The following is a 26,047-nucleotide window of genomic DNA, read 5'->3' as shown; positions in this document are numbered from 1 at the left end:
CGCTATTTAGGAAGGAGAGTACCCCCATGAGCAACACAGTGTTGTGCCGCAAGTACCAACAAGAGCTACCCGCTCTGCCGTTTCCACCGCTGCCGGGTAAGCAAGGGCAAGAAATTCAAGCCACGGTGTCTAAGCAGGCCTGGGAAGAGTGGCAAGCGCTGCAAACGCGCCTGATTAACGAAAAGCACCTGAACATGCTTGAGCCTGACGCACGCGCTTACTTAATGGATCAGATGCAACGTTTTCTAGACAACGAAACCACGGACCAGGCCGAAGGTTACGTACCGCCAACCCAGGCTTAAGTGTTTAGGAAGTAAGGCTGAAAAGGGGGAAACTCGGCGCAGCCCACAGCTGGTGTGGCTTCTGCCCGTTTTTGACCCTGCCAAGAAATTCCCTAAGCACGTGACTAGAAAGAAAGTTTCACGAAAGTGTTGACGAAAAGCTGAGTTTTTAGTTTAATACGCACCGTTGGCAGCGGCCAGATAGCTCAGTTGGTAGAGCAGGGGATTGAAAATCCCCGTGTCGGCGGTTCGATTCCGTCTCTGGCCACCAAACGTTGGGGTATCGCCAAGTGGTAAGGCACCGGTTTTTGGTATCGGCATTCCCAGGTTCGAATCCTGGTACCCCAGCCATTGCCAGCAAGATTTCTTGTTGATTGCGAAGCTTAACAGTGAAGCAATCATTTTCTCAAGAAAACGCGAAGCGCCGACATAGCTCAGTTGGTAGAGCAACTGACTTGTAATCAGTAGGTCCCGGGTTCGACTCCTGGTGTCGGCACCAATTAAAGTGGTTAAAAAGCAAAGCGTTAGAGAATTAGATGAAGCCGTCCGAAAGGGCGGCTTTTTCGCGTGCGTAGACACTGCCAATGGGCTAAGTTTATATAAGCGCTTGTGTCAGGTGTGGGAAAATCGGGTGAACAGGCCTAAGAAACTCCGAGCCATTACACCCGAGTCACAATAAGGGAAGCACTGCCTGCTAGGTGTTAGGCACAGACAATGGCGAGAATGTCGAATGGCAATTAATTCACGTTCTCTTCAGCCCTGTCGGCGGTTTTACACACAATATTGAGATTATAGGCTAGGCATCTCGTGTTAGTGCACAAGTGACGTATAGATCATTCATAAATAGGAGTAAAGCCCTATGATGATACGTTGCGATACTGTATTGCACTATTTCCAGAAGCATGCTGATCGCTGCCCTAATCGAGAAGCGGTCAATGACTCTTCTACTCATCTTACTTACGGCGAACTGGATCGCCGCAGCAATGACGTAGCCGCCTTTCTGCGAGAGCAGGGAATAGGCAAGGGAGATCTGGTTCCCTTGTTATGTGATCGCACCCACCGTTACGTAGTGGCCATTTTGGGAGTTATGAAAAGTGGTGCTGCTTATATTCCGGTGGACATCCGTTACCCGCTGCAGCGGCAACAGCGCATTCTGACGCAGAGCGGTGCTTCTTTCGCATTGGCGGCATGCAGTGAATTACCTGCTGATACTCCCTTCTTAGTGCACTCCATCGATAGCATGCCGAGTAGCGATGTTCGCCCGCCCACGCTGCCGTCTTCTCAGGACTTGGCCTACGTGATCTTCACTTCAGGCACCACTGGCAATCCTAAGGGCGTTATGGTCGAGCACCATGCCTTTGAACGGGTAGTCGCTTGGCACAACAACAACCTAGGTGTGACTGAGGACAGCCGTTCCACACTAATGGCCGGTACAGGATTTGACGTGGCGCAGTTGGAAATCGCATCGATGCTGATGTCTGGGGGCACGCTGATCCTGCCTGACGAGGAAACGCGTTTGGATCCCGAACGACTGCTGGCGTTCTTTGCCCGCCAGCGCCTCTCGCATGCCTTTGTACCCACAGCGTTGATTTCGGCGGTCACTACCCAACCTCAGCCGTCGGCATTGGCGTTAACTTATCTGTTCACCGCCGGAGAAAAGTTGACTCCACCAGCTACTGCACACTTGCCGTATCAGTTGGTGGATTATTATGGGCCGGCAGAGGCCACTATTTTTGCTACCTGTCACCACGTTCCTGGTGCCGAGACAGACAGTCGCCCCGCTATTGGCTACCCCATGGCCGGTAGCGACATTGTCTTGCTTGATGAGCAACTCGCACCGGTGCCCGACGGTGAAGCAGGGGAAATTTTCATCGGCGGCGACAATCTGGCTCGGGGGTATCTGCATAACGAGCCACTGACGCGAGAGAAGTTCATTATTCATCCTCAGTGGAGACGGCGCCTGTATCGAACTGGTGACTTGGCCCGCAGGCTCCCAGACGGACGCCTCCAGTTTCTAGGGCGCTTGGATGACCAAGTGAAGATTCGTGGTAACCGGGTAGAGCTGGCTGAGGTGGAAGAGGCGCTACACGCACAAGCCGGGGTAAGCGAGGCAGTTGTACTGGCTTCCGATGCGAAGGCTGATGGCGAACGGCATCTTCTGGCTTTTATTGTGCCCGATCGCCAGCAGGCCCCAATGGAGACCGAGCTGCGACGGGGAGTGTTGGAAACCTTGCCAGACTACATGGCCCCGTCTGCCATCTATCGACTTGAATCACTACCGCTCAACGCCAATGGGAAAACAGACAAGCAAGCGCTACTGAAGATGTCTCAGCGGCTGGAAGGCAGTGCTGACAACGATATCCCAGGAAGCGCGCCAGAAGTGGCCTATATCAACCAGATGGAACGCGACATTGCCGACGCCTGGGCGAGCGTACTTGGGCATCGTCGTTTCGGTCGCACCGACCGCTTCTTTGATGTTGGCGGTCATTCATTGCTGGCAGCTCGGCTGATGCTAGCTGTGCGTGAAAGACTGTCCGTTCAGGCCTGGATTCGTGATCTTTTTGAGTATGATACGGTTGAGTCGTTGGCTGCAGTGCTAGAAGAGCGTCGCAGCGATGACCGTCCACAGTCCTTGCTAGACCGAGAGCGTATTCACCCTCTGCGTGAAGATGCCAGCTTGCCCGATGATCTCGTGTTCTCTCCCTGGCAAATGAAGGACTCCCTGGTGCGACCGCGTCACATCCTGCTTACTGGCGTCACGGGCTTTGTCGGCGCTCACTTGCTGACCGACTTGCTTTCCACCACCGATGCGAGGCTTCACTGTCCAGTGCGTGCTCGCTCGGGGGTGGACCCCTGGCGACGCCTGGAAGACACTCTGACCCGTTACGGTATCACGCTTTCTGAGGTAGAGCGGGAACGTGTCGAGGTGTATCGGGCAGACTTATCGGAGCCTCGGCTCGGACTGACAGGGATGCATTATGACGAGCTTGTGGAGATGGTCGACGTGATTTATCACTCCGCCAGTGCGGTCAATTTCATCCAACCTTATTCGTACATGAAGCGTGACAATGTCCAGGGGCTGCTGGAGTTATTGCGCTTTGCTGCTGACACGCGCACCAAGCCTCTGATGTTGCTGTCTACTATCTCCGTATACAGCTGGGGGCATCTACACACCCGCAAGCGAGTGATGTGCGAGGACGATGACATCGACCAGAACTTGGATGCGGTGATCACAGATATCGGCTATGTCCGAAGCAAATGGGTCATGGAAAAAATAGCTGATCAAGCAGCCCAACGTGGGTTGCCACTAATGACCTTCCGGCTGGGGTATGCCACCTATCACAGCACTCGAGGCGTGTGTGCAGATTACCAATGGTGGGGGCGCTTGGTACAAACCTGTGTGACGCACCAGAGCATCCCTGACCTGGAAGCATTGCGCGAGGGGTTGACCAGTGTTGACTACATGACCGCTGCAATCGCGCATATTTCCCGTAACCCGGAAGGCTTGGGTCGCAAATTCAATCTGACACACGAGGGTGACAACAACTTGACGTTCAAGGAGTTCTTCGGCCGACTGGAAGACCTCTTTGGCTACCGCTTCCAAGTGTTGCCCTACGCACAATGGAAGGCGCAGTGGGAGCACGACGCCAACGCGCCACTTTACCCTTTGTTGAGCCTATTCAATGACACCATGTATGACGGCCAATCCACAGTGGAGTTGTACCAGAACACCTACCTATGGGACTGCCGCAATACCAGGCACTTTCTCAGAGGCAGTGGTATTGAGAAGCCGGTATTTTCCCGTCAGGAATTGGCGAACTACTTGGCGTATCTGGATGTGCTGGAGACGCCCTAATAGGCTAGTTGAGAGCTTTTAGCAGGGCATTCACGGCCGCGATTATCTTTTGGCTACAACCCATTATTGACCTAAGCGGGGAACGGCGCTGGCTTCTTCAGTATGCATAGAGACAGACACATGCCAAACCCCGTCCATTGATGGACGGTTAGCAGGGTGCCTTGAGCAAAGGGGGCTACTGGGCAACGAAAGCGTAAACCTTCTGAAGTGACTTCCAGGGTAGTAAAGTCGAAAAATGTCTGGCTGAGAGGATACTGTGCCTTGTAGGCTGCTTCCTTCATTGAAAAAATCTGCAAAGCCGCGAGTTCAGGAGGTTGATCGATACAAGCGAGTTCCTCGGGGGTGGCAATGTCGGGGTGAAGGCTACCTTCAAGGGGGGCTAGGCTCTCGATATCAATGCCGATGGCTTGGGTATGATGCGCCCGAGCAGCGACACCTAAGCAGGCATCTGTTGTATGTGAAAGACTGCCGACTATACCCGCTGGCCAGACAGGGGCACGACCTTTGCCCATCAAGATCGCTGAAAGAGGGACGTCGAGTTTCTTTAGCACAGCATGCGCAGCGGAGCGGCCGGCTGCGAACTCCATCAGTCGCTTCGTATCTGCGCCAACGATAGAGACTTCTTCTTCAGGAAAAAGTGAGAGGTGCATTATTTGCGGGTCTCGAATGGCGCAAACTACTTCTATTGGCCAGCTCGTCTGGTTTTCGGCAAGTAAGCGTTCAAGCGACCCTACACCCATGTGACTTTACCCTGGCTTTAGGAGAATGACTTCATTAAAGCTAGTCCCTTACTGTCGATTCTGCTTGAGATACACAGAGCCGCAGGTAGATTGCTGATAGGCTATAGTGAAAAATTGAGATGAGATATGTGGAACATATGCATAGCTAAGGTAGACTGTTGCGCCTGTCGTTGCGAATGCGGCACGCATAATGAGAAGGAGAATACCCGCCATGCGTTACATTCCACAGTTTACTGATGGCCAGGAATTTCCCCACGCGCTGGGCAAAGTCGTATGCGTTGGTCGTAATTATGCCGACCATGCCAAGGAATTGGATAATCCGGTTCCCAGTGAACCACTGCTGTTTATTAAGCCTTCCACTAGCGTGGTGGATATAACCAAGCCGCTTGACCCGCCGTTTTCGCGGGGTGATGTTCATTACGAGGTGGAGTTGGCTCTTTTGGTGGGTGAAACGTTAACTCACGCCACCAAAGATGAAGCGCAGCGTGCCATCGTTGGTATTGGGTTAGCGATGGATTTAACGTTGCGTGATGTGCAAACCCAGCTGAAAGAGAAAGGGCATCCCTGGGAAATTGCTAAGGCGTTTGATGGTGCTTGCCCCTTATCATCTTTTTTGCCCCTCAGCCGTGTGCCTAACTGGAATGCATTGGCATTTTCGTTGGAAATCGACGGGGAAGAGCGTCAGCATGGTGAGGGCGCAGATATGATCTTTGCGATTCCGACCCTGGTGGCAGAGATGAGTCATCACTTCACCCTAGAGCCGGGTGACGTCATTTTGACGGGTACTCCCGCTGGTGTTGGCGTACTGCCCCGTGGCGCGTCGCTGCGCTTAACATTGACCGGTGGGCTGGAGGTCACTACCCGCGTAGTGGAGTAGCCGACAGCGATGGCACCAAGTTAAACGAACAAGGCCACCGACAGACAGTGTCGATGGCCTTTTTTTGGCTAACAGCGTTAGCGTGTAATTACTCTAGGTAGGTATAGCCTTCAAGACCATCGCTTAAGCTAGTGGCAAAGTGGGCTTGCTCTTCGGCAGAAAAGCCGCTGGTTACTAACTGTTCAGTCAGTTTCTGCTTTAATACTTGCGCATCAAAATTCACGTAGGCCAGCACATCAGCCACTGTGTCGCCTGCCTGGGGGTTTGAGAGCACCCATTTTCCATCGTCACCGAGCGCGGCATCCACCGAATCGGTATCGCCGAATAGATTGTGCAGGTCGCCCAGTATTTCTTGATAAGCACCGACTAAAAAGAAGCCTAGCCAGCGTTCATCTTCAGTGGGCCACTCCGGCAGCGGTAATGTGCTTTCAACGCCTTGGCCATCCACGTAGCTATCGATACGGCCATCAGAGTCGCAGGTGATGTCCTGGATAACGGCACGACGGGTAGGTTCTTTGTCTAACCCACTTAACGGCAGCACTGGGAAAATCTGTTCGATTCCCCATACGTCCGGCACCGATTGGAATAGCGAGAAGTTGACGAACAGCTTATCGGCCAACTTTTCAGCGAGCTCATCCATAATTTCTCGGTGAGCGCGGTTACGGGTGTCGAGTTGTTTACGCAACCGCGCACAGGCGGCCATATAGAGCCGTTCGCCTTCTGCGCGGGCGTTGATATCGCTCAGGCCCATCACAAAACGATCTTGTAGCTCGCTAACCGCTTGAAGAAGGTCATGCCACGCCTCAACGAGTACACGGGGCTCTTGATGGTCGCCTAGTTGCTCAAATACTCGCCATAGAACGTCGACCTGAGAGTCCTTCTGTGAGGAACGCTTAGGCGGTGCATCACTGACACGCTCTTCGCCAATTACGTTAGTGATTAGCACGGCGTGGTGGGCAGTGAGTGCACGACCTGATTCGCTGATTAGGTGCGGCTGAGGAAGGCTTGCGTCTTGGCACAGCTGAGCAAAGGCGCCGACGACATTGCGGGCATACTCCTGCATGGAGTAGTTGGCTGAGCAGTAACTACGTGAGCGGGTGCCTTCGTAATCAACGCCGAGCCCCCCACCGACATCGACAGTATCAATGGGTGCGCCCAGACTCATCAGATTTTGATAAAAGCGCGCGCACTCTCTTAGCCCGCGTTGAATATCGCGGATATTGGCAATTTGCGAGCCAAGGTGGAAGTGCACTAACTGCAGACTTTCCAGCGCATCTTGAGTGCGTAGGGTGTCCACGACTTCAAGAATTTGGCTGGCGGTCAGGCCAAACTTGGACTTTTCGCCGCCGGTGTTTTGCCACTTGCCTTTGCCTACGGAGGCAAGTCGCGCCCGTAGGCCAATACGTGGCGTCACATCCAGCGCGCGAGCTTCTTCCAGAATAAGGCTTAGCTCAGAAAGCTTCTCTACTACCAAGTAGACACGGTGCCCCAGTTTTTCGCCCAGCAGTGCAAGGCGAACGTACTCACGGTCTTTGTAGCCATTGCAAACAATCAGCGATGAGCCGCTATCAGAGAGTGCTAACACCGCAAGCAGCTCTGGTTTACTGCCCGCCTCGAGTCCCACCCGACCATTACCGCGTTCGGAAGTGGCCAAGATTTCTTCTACCACACGGCGCTGCTGATTCACCTTAATTGGGTAAACCGCCGTATAGCCTCCCTGGTAACCGATATCCTGCATTGCGACATCAAATGCTCCGCACAACTGCTCGACACGGTCATGAAGAATGTCGCTAAAGCGCACTAGCACCGGCAGCCGTAGCCCTGCGGTTTGCAGTTGTCGCACCAGGCCGCTTAACGGTAAAGCGGGGCCTTGAGCATCGCTACCTAGCGGACGAACCAGCGCTTGACCGTGGTCGTCCACATCAAAGTAACCGCTACCCCACTGGTCAATGTTCCATGTGCGACGGGCGCGTAAGGCCTGGGTGCTGGTGGTTACCGTCTCGCTCATTAAGAAACCTCGGGGAGTGGTAATGCGCCGAAGGCGATACGCGCTTTTAAAATAGTTCTGAAACGCTCAGGGTCGTGGGGCGTCAGATCGTGGGCGGGTGGGTCGACATAAACCACCAGTAACCGCGATAGCCAGTAGCGCAACGCGGTCATGCGTAACATGGTTGGCCACAACGCTCGCTCATCAGCAGACAGCGGGCGTCGTGCCTGATAAGCACCAAGAATGGCTGTGTAGCGTTCAGCATTAAGCGAACCATCTTCATTGGATGCCCAGTCGTTAATCACTATCGCCAGGTCAAACAGCAAATCGCCCGTGCAGCCATTATAAAAATCGATAATGCCGCCTAGCTGGTCGCCTTCAAACAGGGTGTTGTCGCGAAAAAGGTCGCCGTGCAGCGCCCCTTGGGGGAGTTCACCGTGTTGGCTAAAGGCGCTTTCGAAGTCATCAACCTCGTTCTTCATCAGCGTTTGGTCATCAGGGCTAATATACGTTAGCACCTTATGGTGAACCGCCCGAAGCCAATGAAGATCGCGGGGGTTGGGTCGATGCCCCGGGAAGTGCTGGGAGACAGCATGCAGATGGCCAAGTGTATGCCCCAGCGCTTGGCACTGAGCAAGGTTTGGCGCACTAGGGTGCTTGCCTGGTAAGCGTGGGAACAGCAGCGCAGGCTTGCCTGCCAAACTGTGCAGCGCGATACCTTCGCGGTCGTGAATGGTGCCGGGCACGGGCAAACGGTGCTCGTCCAGATAATCCAACAAATCGACAAAAAACGGCAGCTCTTCATGCTCACCCTGTTCAAACAGGGTTAACACCAGCTCACGGCGATCAGTGGTCACAAAAAACGTCGAGTTTTCTGTACCGCCTGCGACGCCCTGCAGCGAAACGAAGCTGCCAACATCAAACTTTTCTAAAAACGCGGCGACCTGTGCGTCGCTCAGCGGAGTAAATACAGCCATGAGAATCTCGCCCAGGTTGCTAAGCCCATTATTGTAGCGGCTTGCAGGGTCAGTTGGCAGCGTTGTGTGAGTTTGAAATGCGTTATTCGTAGCGGTTGTTTCTGCAGCGGTTGCTTTGAACGCGTATCATAGACAACAGACTTTCTTACTGTTTTGCTAATAATGGAATTGGTTATGGCCCGCGCCCCAATCGTGCTTGTCGATGGCTCCTCGTACCTGTATCGCGCGTTTCACGCGCTGCCACCGTTAACGACCTCCAACGGCCAGCCCACAGGGGCCGTGAAAGGCGTATTGAATATGCTCAAACGGTTGATCAAAGACTATCCGGAAAGCCCTATGGCAGTGGTGTTTGATGCGCCAGGAAAAACCTTTCGCGATGAGATGTACAGCGAGTATAAGGCCCACCGGCCGCCCATGCCGGACGATCTGCGCAGCCAAATTAAACCGCTGCACGCTTGTGTCAAAGCGTTGGGCTTACCGCTTCTGTGCATTGAAGGGGTCGAAGCCGACGATGTGATTGGCACCCTGGCTCACCATGCCACCCAGGCAGGTCGTGATGCGGTAATCTCTACCGGCGATAAAGATATGGCGCAGTTGGTGAATGACCACATCACGCTGGTCAACACCATGAAAGAGGAAACTCTCGACGAAGCGGGGGTTAAAGAAAAATTTGGACTGCCGCCCGAGCTGATCATTGATTTCCTGGCATTGATGGGAGACAAAGTCGATAACATTCCAGGCGTGCCAGGCGTTGGCGAAAAGACCGCCATTGGCCTGCTACAAGGCATGGAAGGCGGTTTAGAAACTATTTACGGTGATCTGGAACGCGTCAAAACGCTCAGCTTCCGTGGTGCGAAAACGTTACCGAAGAAGCTTGAAGAGCACCGTGAACAGGCCTTTCTCTCTTACCAATTAGCGACCATTAAGACCGACTGCGAACTCCCCGTGGGTCTGGATGACTTGGATATTGCGCACCCAGACCGCGAAGCCCTGGTGGAACTCTATAAAGAGATGGAGTTCAAGCAGTGGTTGGCTGAACTGCTGGCAGGTAACGACGAGGGTGTTGATGACGTGAAGGGGGGCGAGCCCGCGCCTGAGAACATCACTACTGACGCCGCTGAAAGCGTCGCGCCTTCCAGTCAGCGCAATGATCATGTCATTGTTGAGCAAGCTGAGTTTGATGTGTGGTTAGGGCGTCTGAAGAAAGCTGAGCGTTTTTGCTTCGATTTAGAAACCACTAGCCTGAATTATATGGACGCCGACATTGTAGGCGTCGGCTTGGCGTTGGAGGCCGGTGAAGCTGCCTATATTCCACTGGCCCATGATTATCTGGATGCGCCCGCACAGCTTGATCGCCAGAAGGTACTGCGGGCATTGAAGCCGCTGCTGGAAGACCCTACCAAGACCAAAATTGGCCAGAACCTTAAGTACGATATTTCTGTGCTGGCAAACTATGATATTCGCGTGGTGGGGCCGCTGGCCGACACCATGCTGGCCTCTTACGTGCTGAACTCCACTGTCACGCGCCATGACATGGATTCGCTAGCGCTAAAGTATTTGGGCGAAAAAACCATCTCCTTCGAGGAGATCGCTGGAAAAGGTGCCAAACAGCTCACGTTTAACCAGATCGCACTGGAACAGGCGGTTCCTTATGCCTGTGAAGATGTGGATATTACGCTACGACTGCAAGAAACACTCCGTCCTCAGGTGGAGCGGGAAGGGCGTTTAGCGGACGTGCTGGACCATCTTGAGCTTCCGCTGATTAACGTGCTGTCGCGTATTGAACGCAATGGCGTGGCACTGGATGCCGAGCGCCTTCACGAGCAGAGCCAGCAGTTAGAGCGCCGTATTCGTGAGCTGGAAAGCGAAGCATTCGAGCTGGCAGGTCGTGAGTTTAACCTCGGTTCACCTAAGCAGCTGGGGCAGATTCTGTTCGAAGAGCAGAAAATCCCCGTGATCAAGAAAACCCCCAAAGGTGCGCCTTCGACTGCAGAAGCGGTACTAGAAGAGCTGGCGCTGGATTACCCCTTGCCCAAGGTAATTATGCAGCACCGAGGGCTGGCGAAGCTTAAGTCCACCTATACCGACAAGCTGCCGCGCCTACTCAATAAAACCACTGGGCGGGTGCATACCAGCTATCACCAAGCGGTGACGGCGACAGGGCGGCTCTCGTCGTCCGATCCCAACCTGCAGAACATTCCGATTCGCACAGAAGAGGGGCGCAAAATCCGCCAGGCATTTGTGGCACGCCCTGGCTATCGCATTGTGGCGGCAGACTACTCACAAATTGAGTTGCGCATTATGGCGCACCTCTCAGAAGATAAAGGACTTCTGGAGGCATTTGCGGAAGGGCGCGATATCCACACTGCGACCGCCGCCGAAGTGTTCGGCACTGCGCTTGAAAAGGTCTCTGCGGACCAGCGGCGCAGCGCCAAGGCCATTAACTTTGGCCTGATTTACGGCATGAGCGCCTGGGGGCTGTCGCGCCAGCTGCATATCGAGCGCAACCAAGCGCAGACCTATATCGACCGCTATTTTGATCGTTACCCTGGCGTTGCTCGCTATATGGATCGTATTCGTACCCAGGCCGCGGAAGATGGCTATGTTGAAACCGTGCTAGGGCGGCGCCTGTATCTACCAGAGATCCACTCGCAAAACCGCAACCGCCGCCAGGGCGCTGAGCGCACCGCGATTAATGCGCCAATGCAGGGCACGGCAGCCGATATCATCAAGCAGGCGATGATCGATGTAGATGCATGGCTTGCTGAAGGAGAATTTGATGCGCTAATGGTTATGCAGGTACACGACGAGCTAGTCTTTGAGGTGGCCGACGCGCAAGTTGAGACATTTATTGAGCAGGTTCAGGCACGCATGCAAGCAGCGGCCACACTTAGCGTGCCATTGATTGTTGAAGCGGAAAGTGGTGCCAACTGGGATGAAGCGCACTAAAACCACGCTAGGCCTTCAGCACTTAAATGCAAAACACCTGCAGCGAAACTGCAGGTGTTTTTTTGTGGTGCGTTATGCAGCGGCCAAGCGGGCCACCGTATTTAGCGCCAGTTCACACGGTCAGATATACGAATGGCCTCTGGGTTGTTTTCGCCCAGGATGCTGATGTTGATATCGTCTTTTGCAAAATCACCCCAAGATTCAAGCACCGGATTTTTCTTGATGCCTTCAACAACGGGGAACTCATAGTTACGACCTGCTAATACTTCCTGGGCGTCGTCAGAGGCTAAAAACTCCAGGAAGCGAGTGCCGTTTTCAGGGTTTTGAGCATTGGCGACTAAGCCTGCTCCACCGACGTTAATGTGGGTGCCACGGTCATCCTGGTTGGGGAAGATAACGCCGACTTTACGCGCGGTTTCACGATCAGATTCGTTATCAGAGTGTAGCAAGCGCACGTAGTAATAATGGTTAGCGACGGCTAGATCGCATTCGCCGCTAGCAGCGCCACGGATTTGGTCCGTGTCGCCACCTTCTGGGTTGCGTGCTAAGTTGTTAACAACGCCCTGAGCCCACTCTTGTGCACCCTCTTCACCGTGGTGCTCGATCATTGAAGCCAGTAGCGATTGGTTATAAATGTTGTTCGAAGAGCGAATACATACTTGCCCCTCAAACTGTGGATCGGCTAAATCTTCGTAGCTCGAAATTTGGCTGGGATCGAAGTTTTCACGGTTATAAAAAATGACGCGTGCGCGTTGGCTAAAGCCGAACCACTTGCCTTCAGGGTGGCGCATGGACTCAGGAATGCGCTCGTTAAGTATCTCAGAATCAACGCTCTGGAACAGGCCATCTTGCTCGGCGCGCCAAAGGCGGCCAGCGTCAACGGTGAGCATGACGTCAGCGGGACTAGCAATGCCTTCGCGCTGCATACGCTCCATCAATTGGTCAGAATCGCCTTCTAGTACATTGACCTTAATGCCAGTCTCTTCAGTGAACGCTTTGTAAAGAATTTCGTCCGAATCATAGTGGCGAGCGGAGTAAATGTTGACTTCGTTAGCGAGTGCGCTGCTTGCAAAAGCAGAACTCGCCATGATGGCAGCGACAGAAGCAGAGAGACACGCTTTTTTCATGACAAATACCCTGAATGTTTATGATAATAAGTTGCATTAGCGACAAAGGTCTATTGAAACGCTTCCAAATCGTGTCGTCAAGTTAAATAGTAATGAAACGCATCTCTATTTTCGGCCTGACGCGTGCATCTCCAACCAATAGAAAATAGAATGTAAATAACTTTCAACCGTGTTCGCAGCGGCACTCGTTTATCATGTCGCAGGTGAACGAAACAATGGTGAAATAATGACGGCAACCGTGTCACTTTCCGACGTGTCAGCCCCTGCATTGGCGCTTTCGTTGCGTGGTGTTCAGCATACCTTTGCGGCTAATAAGGTCGTCAAAGGTATCGATCTTGACATTGCGCCTGGTGAAGTTGTTTGCCTATTAGGCCCTTCTGGCTGTGGTAAAACGACGTTGCTGCGTATTGCTGCAGGGCTCGAAGTAGTGCAAGAAGGAGCGGTAAGTCTCGATGGGCAGGCGATTGCCAAACCAGGTAAGCGTCATGTGCCACCAGAAAAGCGCAATGTCGGCCTTGCGTTCCAAGATTCGGCACTGTTTCCCCATTTAAGCGTGCTCGAAAACGTCACCTTTGGTCTCAAGCAGCTGCCTTCCGGCCAGCGCCGAGCGCGAGCCATAGAGCTATTGGGCCAACTGGGTATGGCCGACTACGTTGACACCTATCCTCATATGCTATCTGGTGGTCAGCAGCAACGCGTCGCCTTGGCCCGTGCGCTAGCACCCACACCAAAACTAATGTTGTTAGATGAACCGTTTTCCAGCTTGGATGCACGGCTGCGGGATCGGATTCGTGATGACACGCTACACGTGTTGAAAAAGTTGGGTTCGGCAACGCTGCTGGTAACCCACGACCCTGAAGAAGCCATGTTTATGGCGGATCGAATCGCGCTGATGCGAGATGGCAAGATCGTTCAAACAGGAACGCCACGAGAGCTTTACTGCACCCCCATTGATCCGTTTGTGGTGACCTTTTTTGGGGAAGTGAACGAGCTCGAGGGCGTGGTGAAAGGTGGTGTGGTTCAAACGCCTGTTGGCGCGGTGGATGCCAGCTGGCTGCCTGACGATAGCGATGTTCAGGTCATGATTCGCCCTGAAGCATTGCGCATTAAAGAGCGTGACTTGCCTAGCGATGCGCATGACCATAGCCATGTTGTTATGGCTAAGCTACTGGGTCGTTCTAGTCTGATTCACCTTTGCGCGCATGGTGAAGATGGTCAGGAAGCACACCTTCATGCCAGGGTGCCTGGGGTGTTTTTGCCCCAAGAGGGCCAGCCGATTGATATCGACTTAGACCACTCTCAGGTATTTATCTTTCCACGTTAATTATTTGCTTTTCAACGACTTTTAACTACTCAGCCTGGCTACCAGGGCGCGCCCGACGCATTGCCAAGCTGAGTAGAATGACCGGCAAAATCCCCACGACGACAATGGTCAGCGATGCTGTCGAGGCCTCTGCCAAGCGTTCGTCAGAAGCGAGGCTATGAGCGCGTACTGCCAGGGTGTCAAAGTTGAAAGGCCGCAGGATAATGGTGGCGGGCAGTTCCTTCATGGCATCTACGAATACCAAAATGCCGGCCGCTAGCAAGCTGCTGCGCATTAGTGGCGTGTGAATACGGCGGAGCGTGCCACCGGCGGTTTGGCCTAGGGTGCGAGAAGCTGCATCCATGCTGGGCGTGACCTTACCCAGGCTCGCTTCTACTGCATTGAATGAAACCGCCAAAAAGCGCACGACATAGGCGTAAATTAAGATAAACGCTGAGCCGCTAAACACCAACCCGATGATTTTGCCATAGTGTGCGTGCAGCCACGTATTTAGGGTGTTATCCAGCCAGGCAAAGGGAATCAAAATACCCACAGCGACAACGGAACCCGGAATGGCATAGCCCATCGCCGCAATACGGGTAAATAGCCGTGCGCTAGGTGAGTTGTGGAGCCTAACGCCATAGCTCAGCAGCACTGCCAGACCCACTGCCAGGAGTGCGGCCGTGGCGGAAAGGCTTAAGCTGTTGACAGCAAAACCGATAAAGCGTGTGCCAAACAGGCTGTCGCCGGTCTCAATGGCCAGGTTCAGCAAAATGCCGCTGGGTAATAAAAAACCGATTAAAATGGGTAAGAAACACGCGAGTGTTGCCCCCAAGGCTTTCCAGCCACGCAGGCGATATTCGGGCAGCTGCTGATAGCGGTTAGTGGTGTGGAAGTAGCGACGCTTACCTCGTGAGTAACGCTCCAGTAACACCAGCACAATCACAAATGTCAGCAGGCAAGCCGCTAATTGGGCGGCTGCTACCGGCTCACCTAAGCCAAACCACGTTCGATAAATGCCTGTTGTAAAGGTGTCTACGCCAAAAAATTGTACCGCCCCAAACTCATTAAGGGTTTCCATCAGCACCAGTGAAACGCCCCCCACCAGCGCCGGTCGCGCCAGCGGCAGGGCGACGCTGGCAAATAAGTGCCAAGGCCCGCGGCCAAGCGTGCGTCCGACATCCAGTACACATACGGACTGTTCAAGAAATGACGCACGGGCCAACAGGTAGACATACGGGTAGAGCACAAAGGTAATCAGCGTCGCTGCGCCGCCCAGGGAGCGCACGTTCGGGAAGTAGTAATCGCCAACCTGCCAGCTAAACCATTCGCGCAGAACGCTTTGCAGTGGTCCCGCAACTTGTAAAAAGTCCGTATAGGCGTAGGCAATCACATAAGTGGGCACGGCGAGAGGCAACAGCAATGCCCATTCGAAAACACGCTTACCTGGGAACCGGCACATGACCACCAGCCACGCAGTACCCGCACCGATAATTAGCGTACCTAGCCCCACCCACAGCACTAACCAGAAGGTATTGGAAAGATAGCGAGGCAACACGGTGCTGGCGAGGTGCTGCCAAACGCCTTCTGTCGGCATGAAAATATGGCTGAACACCACCAGTATGGGGAGTGCCACCGTCAGGGCGATCAGAAATAGGGCAATTGACCAAGGGCTTAGCGACAGCGTAAAGCGTGAAGCAAAACCTGAAAGCGGAGCCGAGGGTGAGCGGCGAGCAGGCGTAGACACGTCGTTGTCTCCTTGGACGAGGTTGGCAGCTTGGCTCGTCAATGCGAAAAAATAGCGGATGCAAATAGTATCACTTGCGCTAGATTGCTGCAGCTAACCCGCTCCTCATAAATAAAAAACCCCCGCGTTAGCGAGGGTTTAAGGACTAGCGTGAAGAGAGGAGTTAATACCCTACCATCAGGCCAGGTAGGCCGGTTACGAGCCATGGGAAGAAAGCCATTAGCATGCATGCCAGCAGTATCAGTGCGACAAAAGGTATCACAGCTTTATAGAGGTGAACGATCTCTATTCCTGGTGGCGATACGCCTTTCAGGTAGAACAGCGCGTAGCCAAATGGTGGCGTTAGGAAAGAGGTTTGTAATACCACGGCCACCATGACAACGAACCAGAGCGGATCTACGCCCATTTGTTGGACAATGGGCAGCATGATAGGGAAGCTGAGCAGTACGATGCCTGTCCAGTCAAGGAACATGCCTAGGATAAAGACTAAAAACAGCATCATAATCAACGCGCCGGTAGTGCCGCCGGGCATCGCTAGCAATAAATCCTGAATGACCTGCATGCCACCGCCGCGTGAGAAAACCCCTGTAAACGCCGTCGCACCTACAAGTACTAGCATGACCATAGTGGTGGTTTTACCAGCGTCAATCAGGGTGTTGTAGCACGTGGAAATTTTTCGGTCACCGAAGATTAAAAACAGAATAAAAGCGATAAGTACGCCAATCGCGGATGCTTCCGTCGCAGTAGCAACACCAGTAAACAGCGCCCCTAAAACCCCAAGTATCAGCGACATTGGTGGCACGACGTATTTGCCCAGCATAATCAGCAGTTGTTTCGTGCTGACTTCAGCCCGTTCAGCCTTTGGTACGGGTGGCCCGTAGGAGGGCTTGAAGTGACAAATTAGTAGCACATACATGGCGTACATAAAGCCAAGCATGACACCTGGAACCATGGCGCCAGCGAACAACGCACCGACAGAAACAGGCGAGTAACTAGCCATCAAGATGAGCATGATACTGGGGGGAATAAGAATGCCCAAACAGCCACTTGCCATAATGACCCCAGCACTGAGCTCTTTGTTGTAGCCATATTTAAGCATTGGCACCAGCGCAATCATCCCCATGACCGCAATCGATGCACCGACAATGCCGGTGGTTGCTGCGAGTAATACCGATACGATGACGACAGTGAGTGCTAAGCCACCACGTAGATTGGCAAGTAGCAAACGCATGGCATCAAACATTTTCTCGGTGACGCCAGAATCGTTTAGAAATCTTGCCATTAAGACAAACAGGGGAATGGCCACCAGAACGTAGTTGTCCATGGCATTGCCATAAATATTATTAATCAACGTTCCTAATACGCGTTCGCCGGGGCCTAAAAAAGCACCAATAACCGCCACACCGCCTAACACAAAGGCAAGTGGGTGACCCATGAATAAGCCAATAAGCAGTCCGCCAAACATCACTAGCGCAAGCAGTTCAGGACTCAGGTTCATGCTGATTTCTCCTCGCGCAACTGAATAATGGCACGCAGCACAATGGCGATTGCCTGCAGCAAGATGAGGACAGCAGCGACCACAATAACGCCCTTAATGGGATATACGGGAATCGATACCATGCCGTAGGTGGTTTCACCGCGACTGAAAGAGCGATCGAAGAATCGCCACCCGTAGGTAATCAGCATCCATATAAAGGGAACAAAGAAAATGAGATAACCGAGTATCTCAAGCACTGCCTGGCGTTTACGTGAGAGAAGTCGCTTAATGACGTCCACTTCGACATGAGCGTGGTGGCGAAGCCCATAAGCCGCCATCAGCATAAAGTGGGCACCAAACAGCATTTTGGTCACGTCAAATGCCCAGTCGCTGGGGCGGCCGACGAAAAAACGTGACCCAATGTCATACAGTACAATTAGGGTAATGATGGCAATTAACGGAGCGATGATGCGGCCAAACAGCTCGTTAAGTGCATCGATCGCCTTGGCAATCGCATTCATGGAAGGTCTCCGCAGTCAGCACATAAATCGCCCCAGCATTGCTGGGGCGGCACTCAAGCGCCTTATAGGCAGGCTTCGATCTCTTCCAAAGAGGGCAGGTTATCTAGGGTACGGCTCATGTTGTACGGCGCAGAGACGTCACGCCAAACAGCGTACTCTTGCAGGTAAGTAATCATGGAGTGGTAGACCTTGGCATGGTCGGCGTGCTCACAGGCACCACGTACAATCACCTCGTTGGTGATTTCCTGGATGCGATCCAAATCCTCTTCTGAGAATTGATTGATCGTCACGCCAGCGTCAATAAACTTTTGGGTAGCATCGGTGGATTCACGCTCTGACCAAGAAAGCGACCACGCCATGGTCGCCTCGGCAGCGATTCTCAGTTTTTCCTGGGTCTCTTCGGAGAGCGCATCCCAGGCATCTTTATTGATCATCACGCCGAAGACACTTGCCGACTGGTGCCAGCCAGGCGTCGCCCAGTAGTCAGCCACTTCAGCAAAGCCGACTTTATAATCAACGCCGGGCGTAGAAAACTCACCCGCATCGATCACGCCACGCTCAATGGCTTGGTACACTTCGCCGCCCGCTAGTGTCACCTGGGAGCCACCTAACTGTTCCAGTACGCGGCCTTGGTCACGGCCAGATAGGCGTAGGCGCTTGCCTTCTAAGTCAGCGAGGCTCTCGATGGGCGTGCGGCCCATAAAGCCGGATTCATTGTTGGTAATGCCGTAGGGCAGATACATCATGTCGTACTGACCATAGATCTCTTCATAGAGCTCTCGGCCGCCCCATTGTTGGATCCAGTTCAAGTAATCCACACCGTTGAACAGACTAGTGGTGGTCGCCAGTGGTGAAAACGCCGGATTCAAGCCTGCCCAGTAGCCTGGCCAATCGCCAGCCGCTTCGATACTGCCCGTTTCGGTGGCATCAAAGACTTCTGTGCCGGGCATCAACGTTCCGCCCGCGCGGAAATTGATTTGCAGCTCGTCACCTGCCAGTTTGTTGACTAAATCAGCCCAGTACTGGTCAATTTTAATGAGATCAATGTTGTCTGGCCAAGTAGTGGTCATTGTCCACTGCTCTTGTGCCTGAGCCGTCGATGTAAGTGCGGCAAAAGCAACGCCAGCGGCAAGGCTGGTTAGCGTAAATTTAGTGGTCTTTTTCATTGTTTGTTTCCTGGTATTTTGGCGATTGGCGTTATTAGTGTTCGTTACCTGAATGCAGGAAATGTAACGTGGCAGTGTTTACGTTTACGTAAAGCAAATGTTAGCCACGCTGCTTCGCTAAGCTAGCACACTCCACCCGCTGCAGCGCAATATCAGTAATCAAAGGAAGCTAACGCTCAAGTTAGTCGGCTTTAAATCTCATAAGTTATTAAAAAACAGATGGTTGTGTTTTTTTTAGTGGAGCTGCTAACCACTCAGATAAGCTAAAAAGCGTTGAAAAAGGTAATGTGGTTAAACCAAAGTTGTAAGTGAAAAGCTGTTTTAAGGAGTCGCTATGTGCCCGTCCCGTTGCATTGATAATCAGGCTGCAGGCATTGCTTTGCGCGCTAAGCAAACGGCCGCCTTGATTAACTATGCCACCCGCCTGGGGCGACGTCGCTGGCGGACGCTAGTGTGGCTTGATGGCCCTGCAGAGAAGGCTCGTCAGCAGGCGGCTGAGCTTTGGGAAGCGGCGGCGTGGCAGGCGCCCTTGTGGGTGGGCGATGAGCGTGAGTCACCCGTTTCCTCTTGTTTATCCGCCCGCAAGGCGCGAACCCGCCTTGGCGCAGAGCATCAGTTGGTCATCGTGGATGTCGGTGGACATCAAGGGTTAGACCCTGATGCCCTAGGGGCTCTGGCAGGTACAGTGTGTGCTGGTGGGCTACTGGTGGTTATTACGCCAAGTAACTGGGGGGCTCAGCCGGATCCTGATTATGCCCGTTTTGCCGATTATCCTTGGCTCTGGGAGTCACTGACGGCTCACTACCTTGCTCGCTTGGCGCGTCAGCTAAGCGAAGCGAACACCATTGTTCGTTGGTCAGTAGGAGGGGGGCTTTCGCTGCCTAAATTGCCCCCCAGCCCATCCATTGGGCTGCCATGGGAAGATACCGACTGCTTAACAGCAGATCAGGCGCGGGCGGTGACCGCGTTAGTGGGTCTAAAACGTCGTCGTCCGTTGGTTATTACTGCTGACCGAGGGCGTGGCAAAAGCGCCGCGCTGGGCATTGCCTGCGTGCGGCTGTTAACTAAAGGTGTGCCCCAGGTTGTGGTAACAGCACCTCGAATTAGTGCAGTGGAAAGCTTATTTTCGAGAGTGACGTCACTATGCCCTGAAGGGCGGCGGGTAAGCCCTGGGCGTTTTGAACATCCCAATGGCAGTAACCTGTGCTTTTTAGCGCCTGATGCTCTAACCGAGCAAGTGCATCAGGCCACGCTGGGAGGGAGTGGCAGCTACTTGTTAGTGGATGAAGCAGCGGCAATGCCGGCAGCCTTGTTGGCTGAGTGGCTTGCCGCATTTCCGCGTATCGCGTTTGCCACGACGGTGCACGGTTATGAAGGTTCTGGACGCGGTTTTGCGTTGCGCTTTCGCGAGGTGCTAAATCGTCAAGCGCCTCAATGGCGGGCGCTTAGCCTGGAAGCGCCAATTCGTTGGTCGGCAGGCGATCCGCTGGAGACTACGATTCAGTCGCTACTGCTACTCAATGCGCCCTTGCCGATTGCTCAAGCGCATCACGAAGGCGAGACAGTGACCATCGCGGTCCCCCAGGCGCAACTGGCTAAGCAAGAAGGGCTGCTTGAAAAATTATTTGGCCTGCTGGTGCAATCTCACTACCGCACGACGCCGAGTGATTTACGTCAATTGTTAGATGGTCCCGGGACAACGCTGCGTATGGTGGTTGCCGAAGCAGAGCCCCAGGCCGTTCTGGTCGCTCGGGAAGAAGGTGGGTTTGATGCGCCGCTTGCCGAGCAAGTGGCCCGAGGGGAGCGTCGCCCGCAAGGACATTTGCTTGCCCAGTCGCTAGCGGCTCATAGCGGCAGCCGTGAAGCGCTAACGGCGCGTTGGCGTCGGGTGGTGCGTATTGCTACCCACCCAAAGCGACGGCGTGAAGGGTTAGCGCGACAACTGCTGAGCGATGATATGAGCAACGCCGCCGAGCAAGGGCTGGCGCTTTATGGTGCTACGTTCGGTGCTGAGGAAGCGCTATTACGGTTTTGGCGATCGTTAGGGTTTGTGCCAGTTCGCCTGGGAGTCACCCGAGAAGCCGCGACCGGCGAATATGCGGTTATGGTGGCTCGAGCGCTAAACGAACAAGGACAGGCGATACTGACGGCGCTGCAACGTGGGTTTGCATCGTCACTACCTAACCTGCTGGCCTTTGAGTTGGCGACACTGCCTGCGCCGGTGGTTGCGTTACTACTGACGTCGCTGCCCCGCGTGCCACTTAGCAATGCTGAGCAGCAAGCTGCTCAGGATGTCGCTTTTGCCCATCGTGACCCTGCGCTGGCCCGTTCGGCGTTGCAGGCGTTGGCTCGCGAGGCTAGTCACTGGCCGTTGGATGCAGAAAGTGGTTTAGCGCATCAGCGGCTGGCGGCTTGGGCGTTTCAAAATCAGCCGTTTGCTAAGGCGCATAGCGACTCGATGCGACGGCTCCGCGACGCGACAAGGCAATTGGTTGAGCAGCATGCTTTCCCCCAGTGCCCCAGAGCGGTAAAGTAAGCCGGTTATCGATAATGAAGAGTTTACATGAACGCACATTTAGAAGCGCTCGCGCCACGTTTAGTGTGGCAGCACTTTCGCACGCTCTGTAACACGCCGCGCCCCTCTGGCCATGAAGCCGAGCTGGTGGAGACCCTGGAAGCCTGGGCTGACGCCCAAGGACTCGCCCATGACCGTGATGCGTTTGGTAATCTGCGCATTAGCAAACCGGCTACCGTGGGTCATGAACAAGCGCCCGGCATCGTACTACAAGGTCATCTGGATATGGTGGCCCAAGCTAACGCAGGGCATGACCACGATTTCACCCGTGACCCTATTCAAACCTACGTAAAAGACGGCTGGCTGCACGCTGACGGAACTACGTTAGGTGCTGATAATGGGTTAGGTGTTGCCGCGATTTTAGCGGTTCTGGAAGATTCCGAGCTTACCCATGGCCCTCTGGAAGCACTGTTTACCCTAGAGGAAGAGACCTCGATGGGGGGCGCGCTCAACCTTGCAGAAAACTGGCTGGAAGGTTCTTTGCTGCTTAATCTGGACAGCGAGGACCGTGGCCAAGTGTATATTGGCTGTGCCGGTGGCGCTGATGTGGTGGTCGATGCCCAGCTCCCCAGTGCAGCCCTACAAGAAGATGAGCAGGTGTTATCGCTGGCTCTGACCGGGCTGAAAGGCGGCCACTCGGGGATGGATATTGATAAGCCTCTGGGTAACGCTAATCGCCTGCTGGTGCGCGTGTTGTGGGCGCTGGAAGCGTTTGATGCACGGCTTATTAGCTATCAGGGGGGCACGCTGCGCAATGCCATTCCTCGTGAAGCATTTGCTCATATCGCGCTGCCTGCCGAAGACGTTGACGCCGCCATTGCCATGGTCGAAGCGCTTTCGGGCACGCTGAAAGCTGAACTGGGTAGCGGAGACAGTGGGCTAACGTTAACAGCTGAGCGCGTCAATGTTACTGATGTTGAGCCACTCACCCGCGATACTAGCGCGATGTTGTTAGCCACGTTGCATGCAGCCCCTTGTGGGGTTGAGCGCATGAGCGCGGATGTACCTGGAGTCGTTGAAACGTCGAATAACCTGGGCGTGTTGAGTTTGGAAGAAGGGCGTTTCCACCTTTGCGCGCTGGTGCGTTCACTGCACAACAGTGCCACGGATGCAATGGCGAGCCGTTTTCAAGCGTTGTTTGGGCTGATGGGTGCCAGAGTGAAAGTGGAAAATGGCTATCCAGGCTGGGCGCCTAACCCGGAAAGCCCGTTGCTAGCGACCTTTAATGCCCGTCATGCAGCACTGATGGGGCGTGAGCCAGAGGTCAAAGTGATTCATGCGGGGCTTGAATGCGGTATTTTAGGTAGCAAGTATCCACACCTGGACATGATTTCGTTTGGCCCGCTAATCCGCGGCGCCCACTCGCCAGACGAGCGGGTGGAAATTGAGTCGGTGTCTGAGTTTTGGGAGATGCTGCGCGGGTTAATCGAAGAGCTAGCAATCTCGCGTTAGTGAGAGAGCGTTAGCGATAAAAACGGCACCGTGAAGGTGCCGTTTTTGTGAGCTGTTATGTCTGAAAGCGCTATGTACAGGTGCTGTATTAGTTAGCTTGCGCTTATTTACCCAAATAGGCGTTGAGCATCCACACGGTTTTTTCCTGTTCGCGAATATAGTCGCCTGCTTGGGCCGCAGTCCCTTCATCATCGGCATCCGATGCGATGGACAGCAACTCTCGCTGTAGTTCGATTATCGTTTGGTAGCCAGCCAATACCCCTTTTACGCAGGTTTTCCCGTCGTGAACGTCTTTATCTTCCTGGATGCGAGACAGTTTTATATAGTCGCTGTAGGCGTGAATCGGGGTGTGGCCTAGCGTTAGGATGCGTTCAGCAACTTCGTCTACCTTGGTCAACAGGTCGGTGTAAAACTCTTCAAATTTGGCATGCAGTTCAAAGAAGTCGTTACCTTTGACGTTCCAGTGGTAACCGCGAACGTTCATGTAGAAAACCTGATAGTTAGCTAGCAAATGGTTTAGCTTTTCAGCCAATTGACTTGCGCTACCTTCGTGTAGGCCAATGCTATTCATATCACTCATAGGGTGCTCCTCCATGGTTGGAACCGCTCTTACACAGTGCGGTCATCAAATCGTTTGATTTAGCTTACGGCGCTAACATTGCGCTGCAAAACAAGTTTTATGCATCGCGATAATAGCGCTATTCCATTACCGTGGCGGTGAGCTGGCGACGGCTGACTCATCGCTGACACAATACCGTGGTGCACAAAGGCAGCCGCGAATATGCGTGTCTGCTAAAGGATGTGTAGGCACCTGGATGGTTTTTCAAGAGTCATCACTCGGTTTGTCGTGCTAGCCATAGACGCGTAATGCTCTCACAGCGAGCGGCCAGCAACTCAGCGGTACGTGGCAAGGCATCTTCAAGCGTCATTGGGCCATCGGCAAGGGCGAAGGCCGCGGTGACTCCCTCCTCTAGGCAGGCTTCCCATCCGTCGCCTAGGCTGCCAGCGAGCACAATCACCGGTTTTCCCTGGCGCTGTGCGGCGCGGGCAATGCCAATGGGCGTTTTGCCCGAGAGGCTTTGGCCGTCCAGGCGGCCTTCTCCAGTCATCACCAGGTCAATCCCAGGCAGTAGGCTGGGCAGTTTGGCTTGCTGCATAATTATCTCAATGCCTGGTGTTAACGTGGCATTGAGAAAGCAATGGGCAGCGAACCCCATACCGCCAGCCGCTCCCGCGCCTGATAATGCTCGATCATCGCGGCCAAGCACTTGTGCGCTCAGGTCGGCAAAGTGGCCAAGGGCTCGATCAAGGGTGGCGACATCTTCAGTAGATGCGCCTTTTTGTGGGCCAAAGACAGCGCTCGCCCCTCGGTCGCCAAGCAGTGGATTGTCCACATCCACGGCGGCTTCGACACTTAATTTGCTTAGGCGTGGGTCGAGTGTGGATAAGTCCAGTATGGCAAGCTGTTCAAGCGCTGCGCCACCGGGAGGAAGCGGGGCGCCGTTCTGATCTAATAGCTTAGCTCCAAGCGCCTGCAGCATCCCAGCGCCAGCATCATTAGTGGCGCTGCCTCCTAAAAAAAGCAATGCCTTGGTGGCTCCGGCATCTAAGGCGGCAAGCAAGAGCTCACCGACACCGTAAGTGGTGGTATGCAGGGCATCGCGCTGCTGGGCAGTAAGGTGTTGTAGCCCGCTAGCTTCTGCCAGTTCGATAAACGCGGTACGCTGCTCACTCAGCCAGCCCCATGATGCTTGGCGAGGACGCCCTAATGCATCCTGTACGGTCAGGTGCCGACATTCGGCGTTGGTTGCCGCAATCAGCGCGTCCAAGCTGCCTTCGCCGCCATCAGCCATTGGGCAAAGGTGAGTCGTTGCCGTCGGTGCGGCTCGCTTTACACCACGTGCCATTGCATTAGCCGCCTGCTGGGCACTAACGGCATCCTTAAAACTATCGGGGCAAATCAGTATATTCATCGCACAACCTCCTAAAAACGTTGTCTCAGCGTGTGGTCATGCATTGTTATGGCGTAAGACGAGCTTAGCGCGCTGCTCAATGGCACACCAGCCGCATCAGCGGCGAGAGGAATGATTATGAAGACAGTATCAGTATCTATAAGCATAGTGTGCCTGTTGGTGCTGGCAGGCTGTCAGTCGGTGCCAGCGCGCATGCCTCAAGCAGAGCCTGCCCCTTCGGCCGCCTGTTATTTCCCCGCCAGCCAAACAGCGGGTTCCCACGATGCACTCACGCGGAGTATTACGCTGCTTGAGGAGTGGGGCTTTGAGCTGGAGACAACAGACACTGAGCTGGGTTTGGTAACCGCGAGCCGACAGCGTAATTTGATCGGTTACTACGACCCCTACGACAACGCCTTTGGCTATGGGCGCAATATGCAAGTATTTGGTGGCTTTGGCCTGGGTAGTCGAGGTTCCAGTATTGGCCTTGGGGTGGGTGGTCGAGTTGGCGGTCATCCAGGCCATCAGGCGGTTGAGGTTGAGCGTGTGTCTCTGCTAGCAAGGGGGGACGCTATACGTATCTCACGCGATATTCGTCGGTTTGACCCACTTGGAGACCTTCGCGAGTCATATAACGCGAGCAATGATGATTTCTGCCTACGTTTCCAGGGAGCGCTATGAAAATGCTTCGTCGAGCCTCTTTCAGTACATGTTCTCTGCTGATGCTCTTAATGCTGGCAGGCTGCGCCGCCACACAGCCGTTAGAGCAGCGGGAGTTGCGCTATAACGCTTCTGCAGAGCAAACATTGCGTGCCGCCGTTGAGCTAATGATGGAACAAGGTTATGTGGTCAGACACGCCGACCTAGCCTTAGGACGAGCTGAAGCCAGTCTGGCTCGCTGGCCAGGGTACCGTTTACAGCTAAAAGTAACAGAGGAACTGAGTGGCAGCCGAGTCAGCGTGTCGGCTCTGCGAGGTAATCAGCCGCTGCCGCCCTATGTGTTAGATCCATGGCTAGTTGCGCTGCAAAATAAGTTGGGAGAGTTGCCGTGAGAGTGGTA

The 26,047-nt window shown here is 54.0% G+C and carries 19 protein-coding genes and 3 tRNA genes; 12 read left to right on the top strand and 10 right to left on the bottom strand.

Annotation, left to right across the window (positions count from 1 at the left end):
• Window positions 1-26 precede the first annotated feature (26 nt).
• From HZS79_RS15495 to HZS79_RS15475, 5 genes are all read left to right on the top strand, one after another.
• The gene (locus HZS79_RS15495) at window positions 27-302 is read left to right on the top strand and encodes an oxidative damage protection protein (RefSeq protein ID WP_162220016.1); all 276 of its coding nucleotides are present in this window, start codon (window positions 27-29) and stop codon (window positions 300-302) included.
• 174 nt (window positions 303-476) lie between these two features.
• Window positions 477-552 (top strand) — tRNA-Phe (locus tag HZS79_RS15490).
• 5 nt (window positions 553-557) lie between these two features.
• A tRNA-Gln gene (locus tag HZS79_RS15485) sits at window positions 558-632 on the top strand.
• 72 nt (window positions 633-704) lie between these two features.
• A tRNA-Thr gene (locus tag HZS79_RS15480) sits at window positions 705-780 on the top strand.
• Window positions 781-1,140: 360 nt separating this feature from the next.
• Window positions 1,141-4,137, top strand: a complete 2,997-nt coding sequence (locus HZS79_RS15475; RefSeq protein ID WP_218928025.1) for a non-ribosomal peptide synthetase — start codon at window positions 1,141-1,143, stop codon at window positions 4,135-4,137.
• A gap of 71 nt (window positions 4,138-4,208) precedes the next feature.
• On the opposite strand, the gene HZS79_RS15470 is transcribed toward HZS79_RS15475, so the two are convergent.
• Window positions 4,209-4,877: a 4'-phosphopantetheinyl transferase family protein gene (locus HZS79_RS15470; protein ID WP_162219005.1), complete on the bottom strand. Its 669-nt coding sequence runs from the start codon at window positions 4,875-4,877 to the stop codon at window positions 4,209-4,211.
• Window positions 4,878-5,088: 211 nt separating this feature from the next.
• On the opposite strand from HZS79_RS15470, the gene HZS79_RS15465 reads away from it, so the two are divergent.
• Entirely contained in the window at window positions 5,089-5,754 is a 666-nt protein-coding gene (locus HZS79_RS15465) for a fumarylacetoacetate hydrolase family protein (RefSeq protein WP_162219004.1), read from the top strand.
• 88 nt (window positions 5,755-5,842) lie between these two features.
• Here the strand turns inward: HZS79_RS15465 and speA are convergent, their stop codons facing one another.
• The gene (gene speA / locus HZS79_RS15460) at window positions 5,843-7,762 is read right to left on the bottom strand and encodes a biosynthetic arginine decarboxylase (RefSeq protein WP_179928314.1); all 1,920 of its coding nucleotides are present in this window, start codon (window positions 7,760-7,762) and stop codon (window positions 5,843-5,845) included.
• Window positions 7,762-8,718: a homoserine kinase gene (locus HZS79_RS15455; RefSeq protein WP_162219002.1), complete on the bottom strand. Its 957-nt coding sequence runs from the start codon at window positions 8,716-8,718 to the stop codon at window positions 7,762-7,764. The genes speA and HZS79_RS15455 overlap by 1 nt, the downstream gene beginning before the upstream one ends.
• A 174-nt stretch (window positions 8,719-8,892) precedes the next feature.
• Here HZS79_RS15455 and polA point away from each other — a divergent pair, with 174 nt between their 5' ends.
• Window positions 8,893-11,667, top strand: a complete 2,775-nt coding sequence (gene polA / locus HZS79_RS15450) for a DNA polymerase I (protein ID WP_179928313.1) — start codon at window positions 8,893-8,895, stop codon at window positions 11,665-11,667.
• Between the two features lie 101 nt (window positions 11,668-11,768).
• On the opposite strand, the gene HZS79_RS15445 is transcribed toward polA, so the two are convergent.
• Window positions 11,769-12,794, bottom strand: coding sequence for a Fe(3+) ABC transporter substrate-binding protein (locus tag HZS79_RS15445; RefSeq protein WP_162219000.1), 1,026 nt, complete (start codon window positions 12,792-12,794; stop codon window positions 11,769-11,771).
• A gap of 226 nt (window positions 12,795-13,020) precedes the next feature.
• On the opposite strand from HZS79_RS15445, the gene HZS79_RS15440 reads away from it, so the two are divergent.
• Entirely contained in the window at window positions 13,021-14,118 is a 1,098-nt protein-coding gene (locus HZS79_RS15440; protein WP_162218999.1) for an ABC transporter ATP-binding protein, read from the top strand.
• Window positions 14,119-14,143: 25 nt separating this feature from the next.
• Here the strand turns inward: HZS79_RS15440 and HZS79_RS15435 are convergent, their stop codons facing one another.
• The 4 genes from HZS79_RS15435 to dctP form a co-directional block, all read right to left on the bottom strand.
• On the bottom strand, window positions 14,144-15,844 hold the full coding sequence (locus HZS79_RS15435) for an ABC transporter permease subunit (RefSeq protein WP_162218998.1): 1,701 nt from the start codon (window positions 15,842-15,844) through the stop codon (window positions 14,144-14,146).
• 163 nt (window positions 15,845-16,007) lie between these two features.
• The gene (locus HZS79_RS15430) at window positions 16,008-17,342 is read right to left on the bottom strand and encodes a TRAP transporter large permease (RefSeq protein WP_162218997.1); all 1,335 of its coding nucleotides are present in this window, start codon (window positions 17,340-17,342) and stop codon (window positions 16,008-16,010) included.
• Window positions 17,339-17,842, bottom strand: a complete 504-nt coding sequence (locus HZS79_RS15425; protein WP_162218996.1) for a TRAP transporter small permease subunit — start codon at window positions 17,840-17,842, stop codon at window positions 17,339-17,341. The genes HZS79_RS15430 and HZS79_RS15425 overlap by 4 nt, the downstream gene beginning before the upstream one ends.
• A gap of 62 nt (window positions 17,843-17,904) precedes the next feature.
• Complete coding sequence (gene dctP, locus HZS79_RS15420; protein ID WP_162218995.1) at window positions 17,905-19,008, bottom strand: TRAP transporter substrate-binding protein DctP; 1,104 nt, start codon at window positions 19,006-19,008, stop codon at window positions 17,905-17,907.
• 334 nt (window positions 19,009-19,342) lie between these two features.
• On the opposite strand from dctP, the gene HZS79_RS15415 reads away from it, so the two are divergent.
• Together HZS79_RS15415 and HZS79_RS15410 are read left to right on the top strand one after the other, a co-directional pair.
• The gene (locus tag HZS79_RS15415) at window positions 19,343-21,544 is read left to right on the top strand and encodes a tRNA(Met) cytidine acetyltransferase TmcA (RefSeq protein WP_179928312.1); all 2,202 of its coding nucleotides are present in this window, start codon (window positions 19,343-19,345) and stop codon (window positions 21,542-21,544) included.
• Window positions 21,545-21,571: 27 nt separating this feature from the next.
• Window positions 21,572-23,035: an aminoacyl-histidine dipeptidase gene (locus HZS79_RS15410; RefSeq protein WP_179928311.1), complete on the top strand. Its 1,464-nt coding sequence runs from the start codon at window positions 21,572-21,574 to the stop codon at window positions 23,033-23,035.
• A gap of 103 nt (window positions 23,036-23,138) precedes the next feature.
• Here the strand turns inward: HZS79_RS15410 and HZS79_RS15405 are convergent, their stop codons facing one another.
• Complete coding sequence (locus HZS79_RS15405) at window positions 23,139-23,615, bottom strand: Dps family protein (RefSeq protein WP_162218992.1); 477 nt, start codon at window positions 23,613-23,615, stop codon at window positions 23,139-23,141.
• 253 nt (window positions 23,616-23,868) lie between these two features.
• Window positions 23,869-25,008 carry a glycerate kinase gene (locus tag HZS79_RS15400; protein ID WP_179928310.1) on the bottom strand — a complete coding sequence of 380 codons (1,140 nt, stop codon included), beginning with the start codon at window positions 25,006-25,008 and terminating at the stop codon, window positions 23,869-23,871.
• Between the two features lie 117 nt (window positions 25,009-25,125).
• Here HZS79_RS15400 and HZS79_RS15395 point away from each other — a divergent pair, with 117 nt between their 5' ends.
• Both HZS79_RS15395 and HZS79_RS15390 read left to right on the top strand, forming a co-directional pair.
• A complete protein-coding gene (locus HZS79_RS15395; protein WP_179928309.1) occupies window positions 25,126-25,668 on the top strand; it encodes a hypothetical protein in 543 nt (180 codons plus the stop codon).
• Window positions 25,665-26,039, top strand: a complete 375-nt coding sequence (locus tag HZS79_RS15390; protein WP_162218989.1) for a histidine phosphatase family protein — start codon at window positions 25,665-25,667, stop codon at window positions 26,037-26,039. The genes HZS79_RS15395 and HZS79_RS15390 overlap by 4 nt, the downstream gene beginning before the upstream one ends.
• Window positions 26,040-26,047 lie beyond the last annotated feature (8 nt).

Source organism: Vreelandella zhaodongensis, from assembly GCF_013415115.1.
GTDB classification, from domain to species: Bacteria; Pseudomonadota; Gammaproteobacteria; order Pseudomonadales; family Halomonadaceae; genus Vreelandella; species Vreelandella zhaodongensis.
Note: the sequence above shows the minus strand (reverse complement) of the source record. Positions and strands in the feature narration are given on the sequence as shown.

Coding starts and splice junctions, on each gene's coding strand:
- polA (WP_179928313.1), top strand. CDS start 8,893: ATGGCCCGCGCCCCAATCGTGCTTGTCGATGGCTCCTCGTACCTGTAT.
- HZS79_RS15465 (WP_162219004.1), top strand. CDS start 5,089: ATGCGTTACATTCCACAGTTTACTGATGGCCAGGAATTTCCCCACGCG.
- dctP (WP_162218995.1), bottom strand. CDS start 19,008: ATGAAAAAGACCACTAAATTTACGCTAACCAGCCTTGCCGCTGGCGTT.
- HZS79_RS15495 (WP_162220016.1), top strand. CDS start 27: ATGAGCAACACAGTGTTGTGCCGCAAGTACCAACAAGAGCTACCCGCT.
- HZS79_RS15410 (WP_179928311.1), top strand. CDS start 21,572: ATGAACGCACATTTAGAAGCGCTCGCGCCACGTTTAGTGTGGCAGCAC.
- HZS79_RS15445 (WP_162219000.1), bottom strand. CDS start 12,794: ATGAAAAAAGCGTGTCTCTCTGCTTCTGTCGCTGCCATCATGGCGAGT.
- HZS79_RS15405 (WP_162218992.1), bottom strand. CDS start 23,615: ATGAGTGATATGAATAGCATTGGCCTACACGAAGGTAGCGCAAGTCAA.
- HZS79_RS15415 (WP_179928312.1), top strand. CDS start 19,343: ATGTGCCCGTCCCGTTGCATTGATAATCAGGCTGCAGGCATTGCTTTG.
- HZS79_RS15400 (WP_179928310.1), bottom strand. CDS start 25,008: ATGAATATACTGATTTGCCCCGATAGTTTTAAGGATGCCGTTAGTGCC.
- speA (WP_179928314.1), bottom strand. CDS start 7,762: ATGAGCGAGACGGTAACCACCAGCACCCAGGCCTTACGCGCCCGTCGC.
- HZS79_RS15395 (WP_179928309.1), top strand. CDS start 25,126: ATGAAGACAGTATCAGTATCTATAAGCATAGTGTGCCTGTTGGTGCTG.
- HZS79_RS15430 (WP_162218997.1), bottom strand. CDS start 17,342: ATGAACCTGAGTCCTGAACTGCTTGCGCTAGTGATGTTTGGCGGACTG.
- HZS79_RS15440 (WP_162218999.1), top strand. CDS start 13,021: ATGACGGCAACCGTGTCACTTTCCGACGTGTCAGCCCCTGCATTGGCG.
- HZS79_RS15425 (WP_162218996.1), bottom strand. CDS start 17,842: ATGAATGCGATTGCCAAGGCGATCGATGCACTTAACGAGCTGTTTGGC.
- HZS79_RS15390 (WP_162218989.1), top strand. CDS start 25,665: ATGAAAATGCTTCGTCGAGCCTCTTTCAGTACATGTTCTCTGCTGATG.
- HZS79_RS15455 (WP_162219002.1), bottom strand. CDS start 8,718: ATGGCTGTATTTACTCCGCTGAGCGACGCACAGGTCGCCGCGTTTTTA.
- HZS79_RS15470 (WP_162219005.1), bottom strand. CDS start 4,877: ATGGGTGTAGGGTCGCTTGAACGCTTACTTGCCGAAAACCAGACGAGC.
- HZS79_RS15475 (WP_218928025.1), top strand. CDS start 1,141: ATGATGATACGTTGCGATACTGTATTGCACTATTTCCAGAAGCATGCT.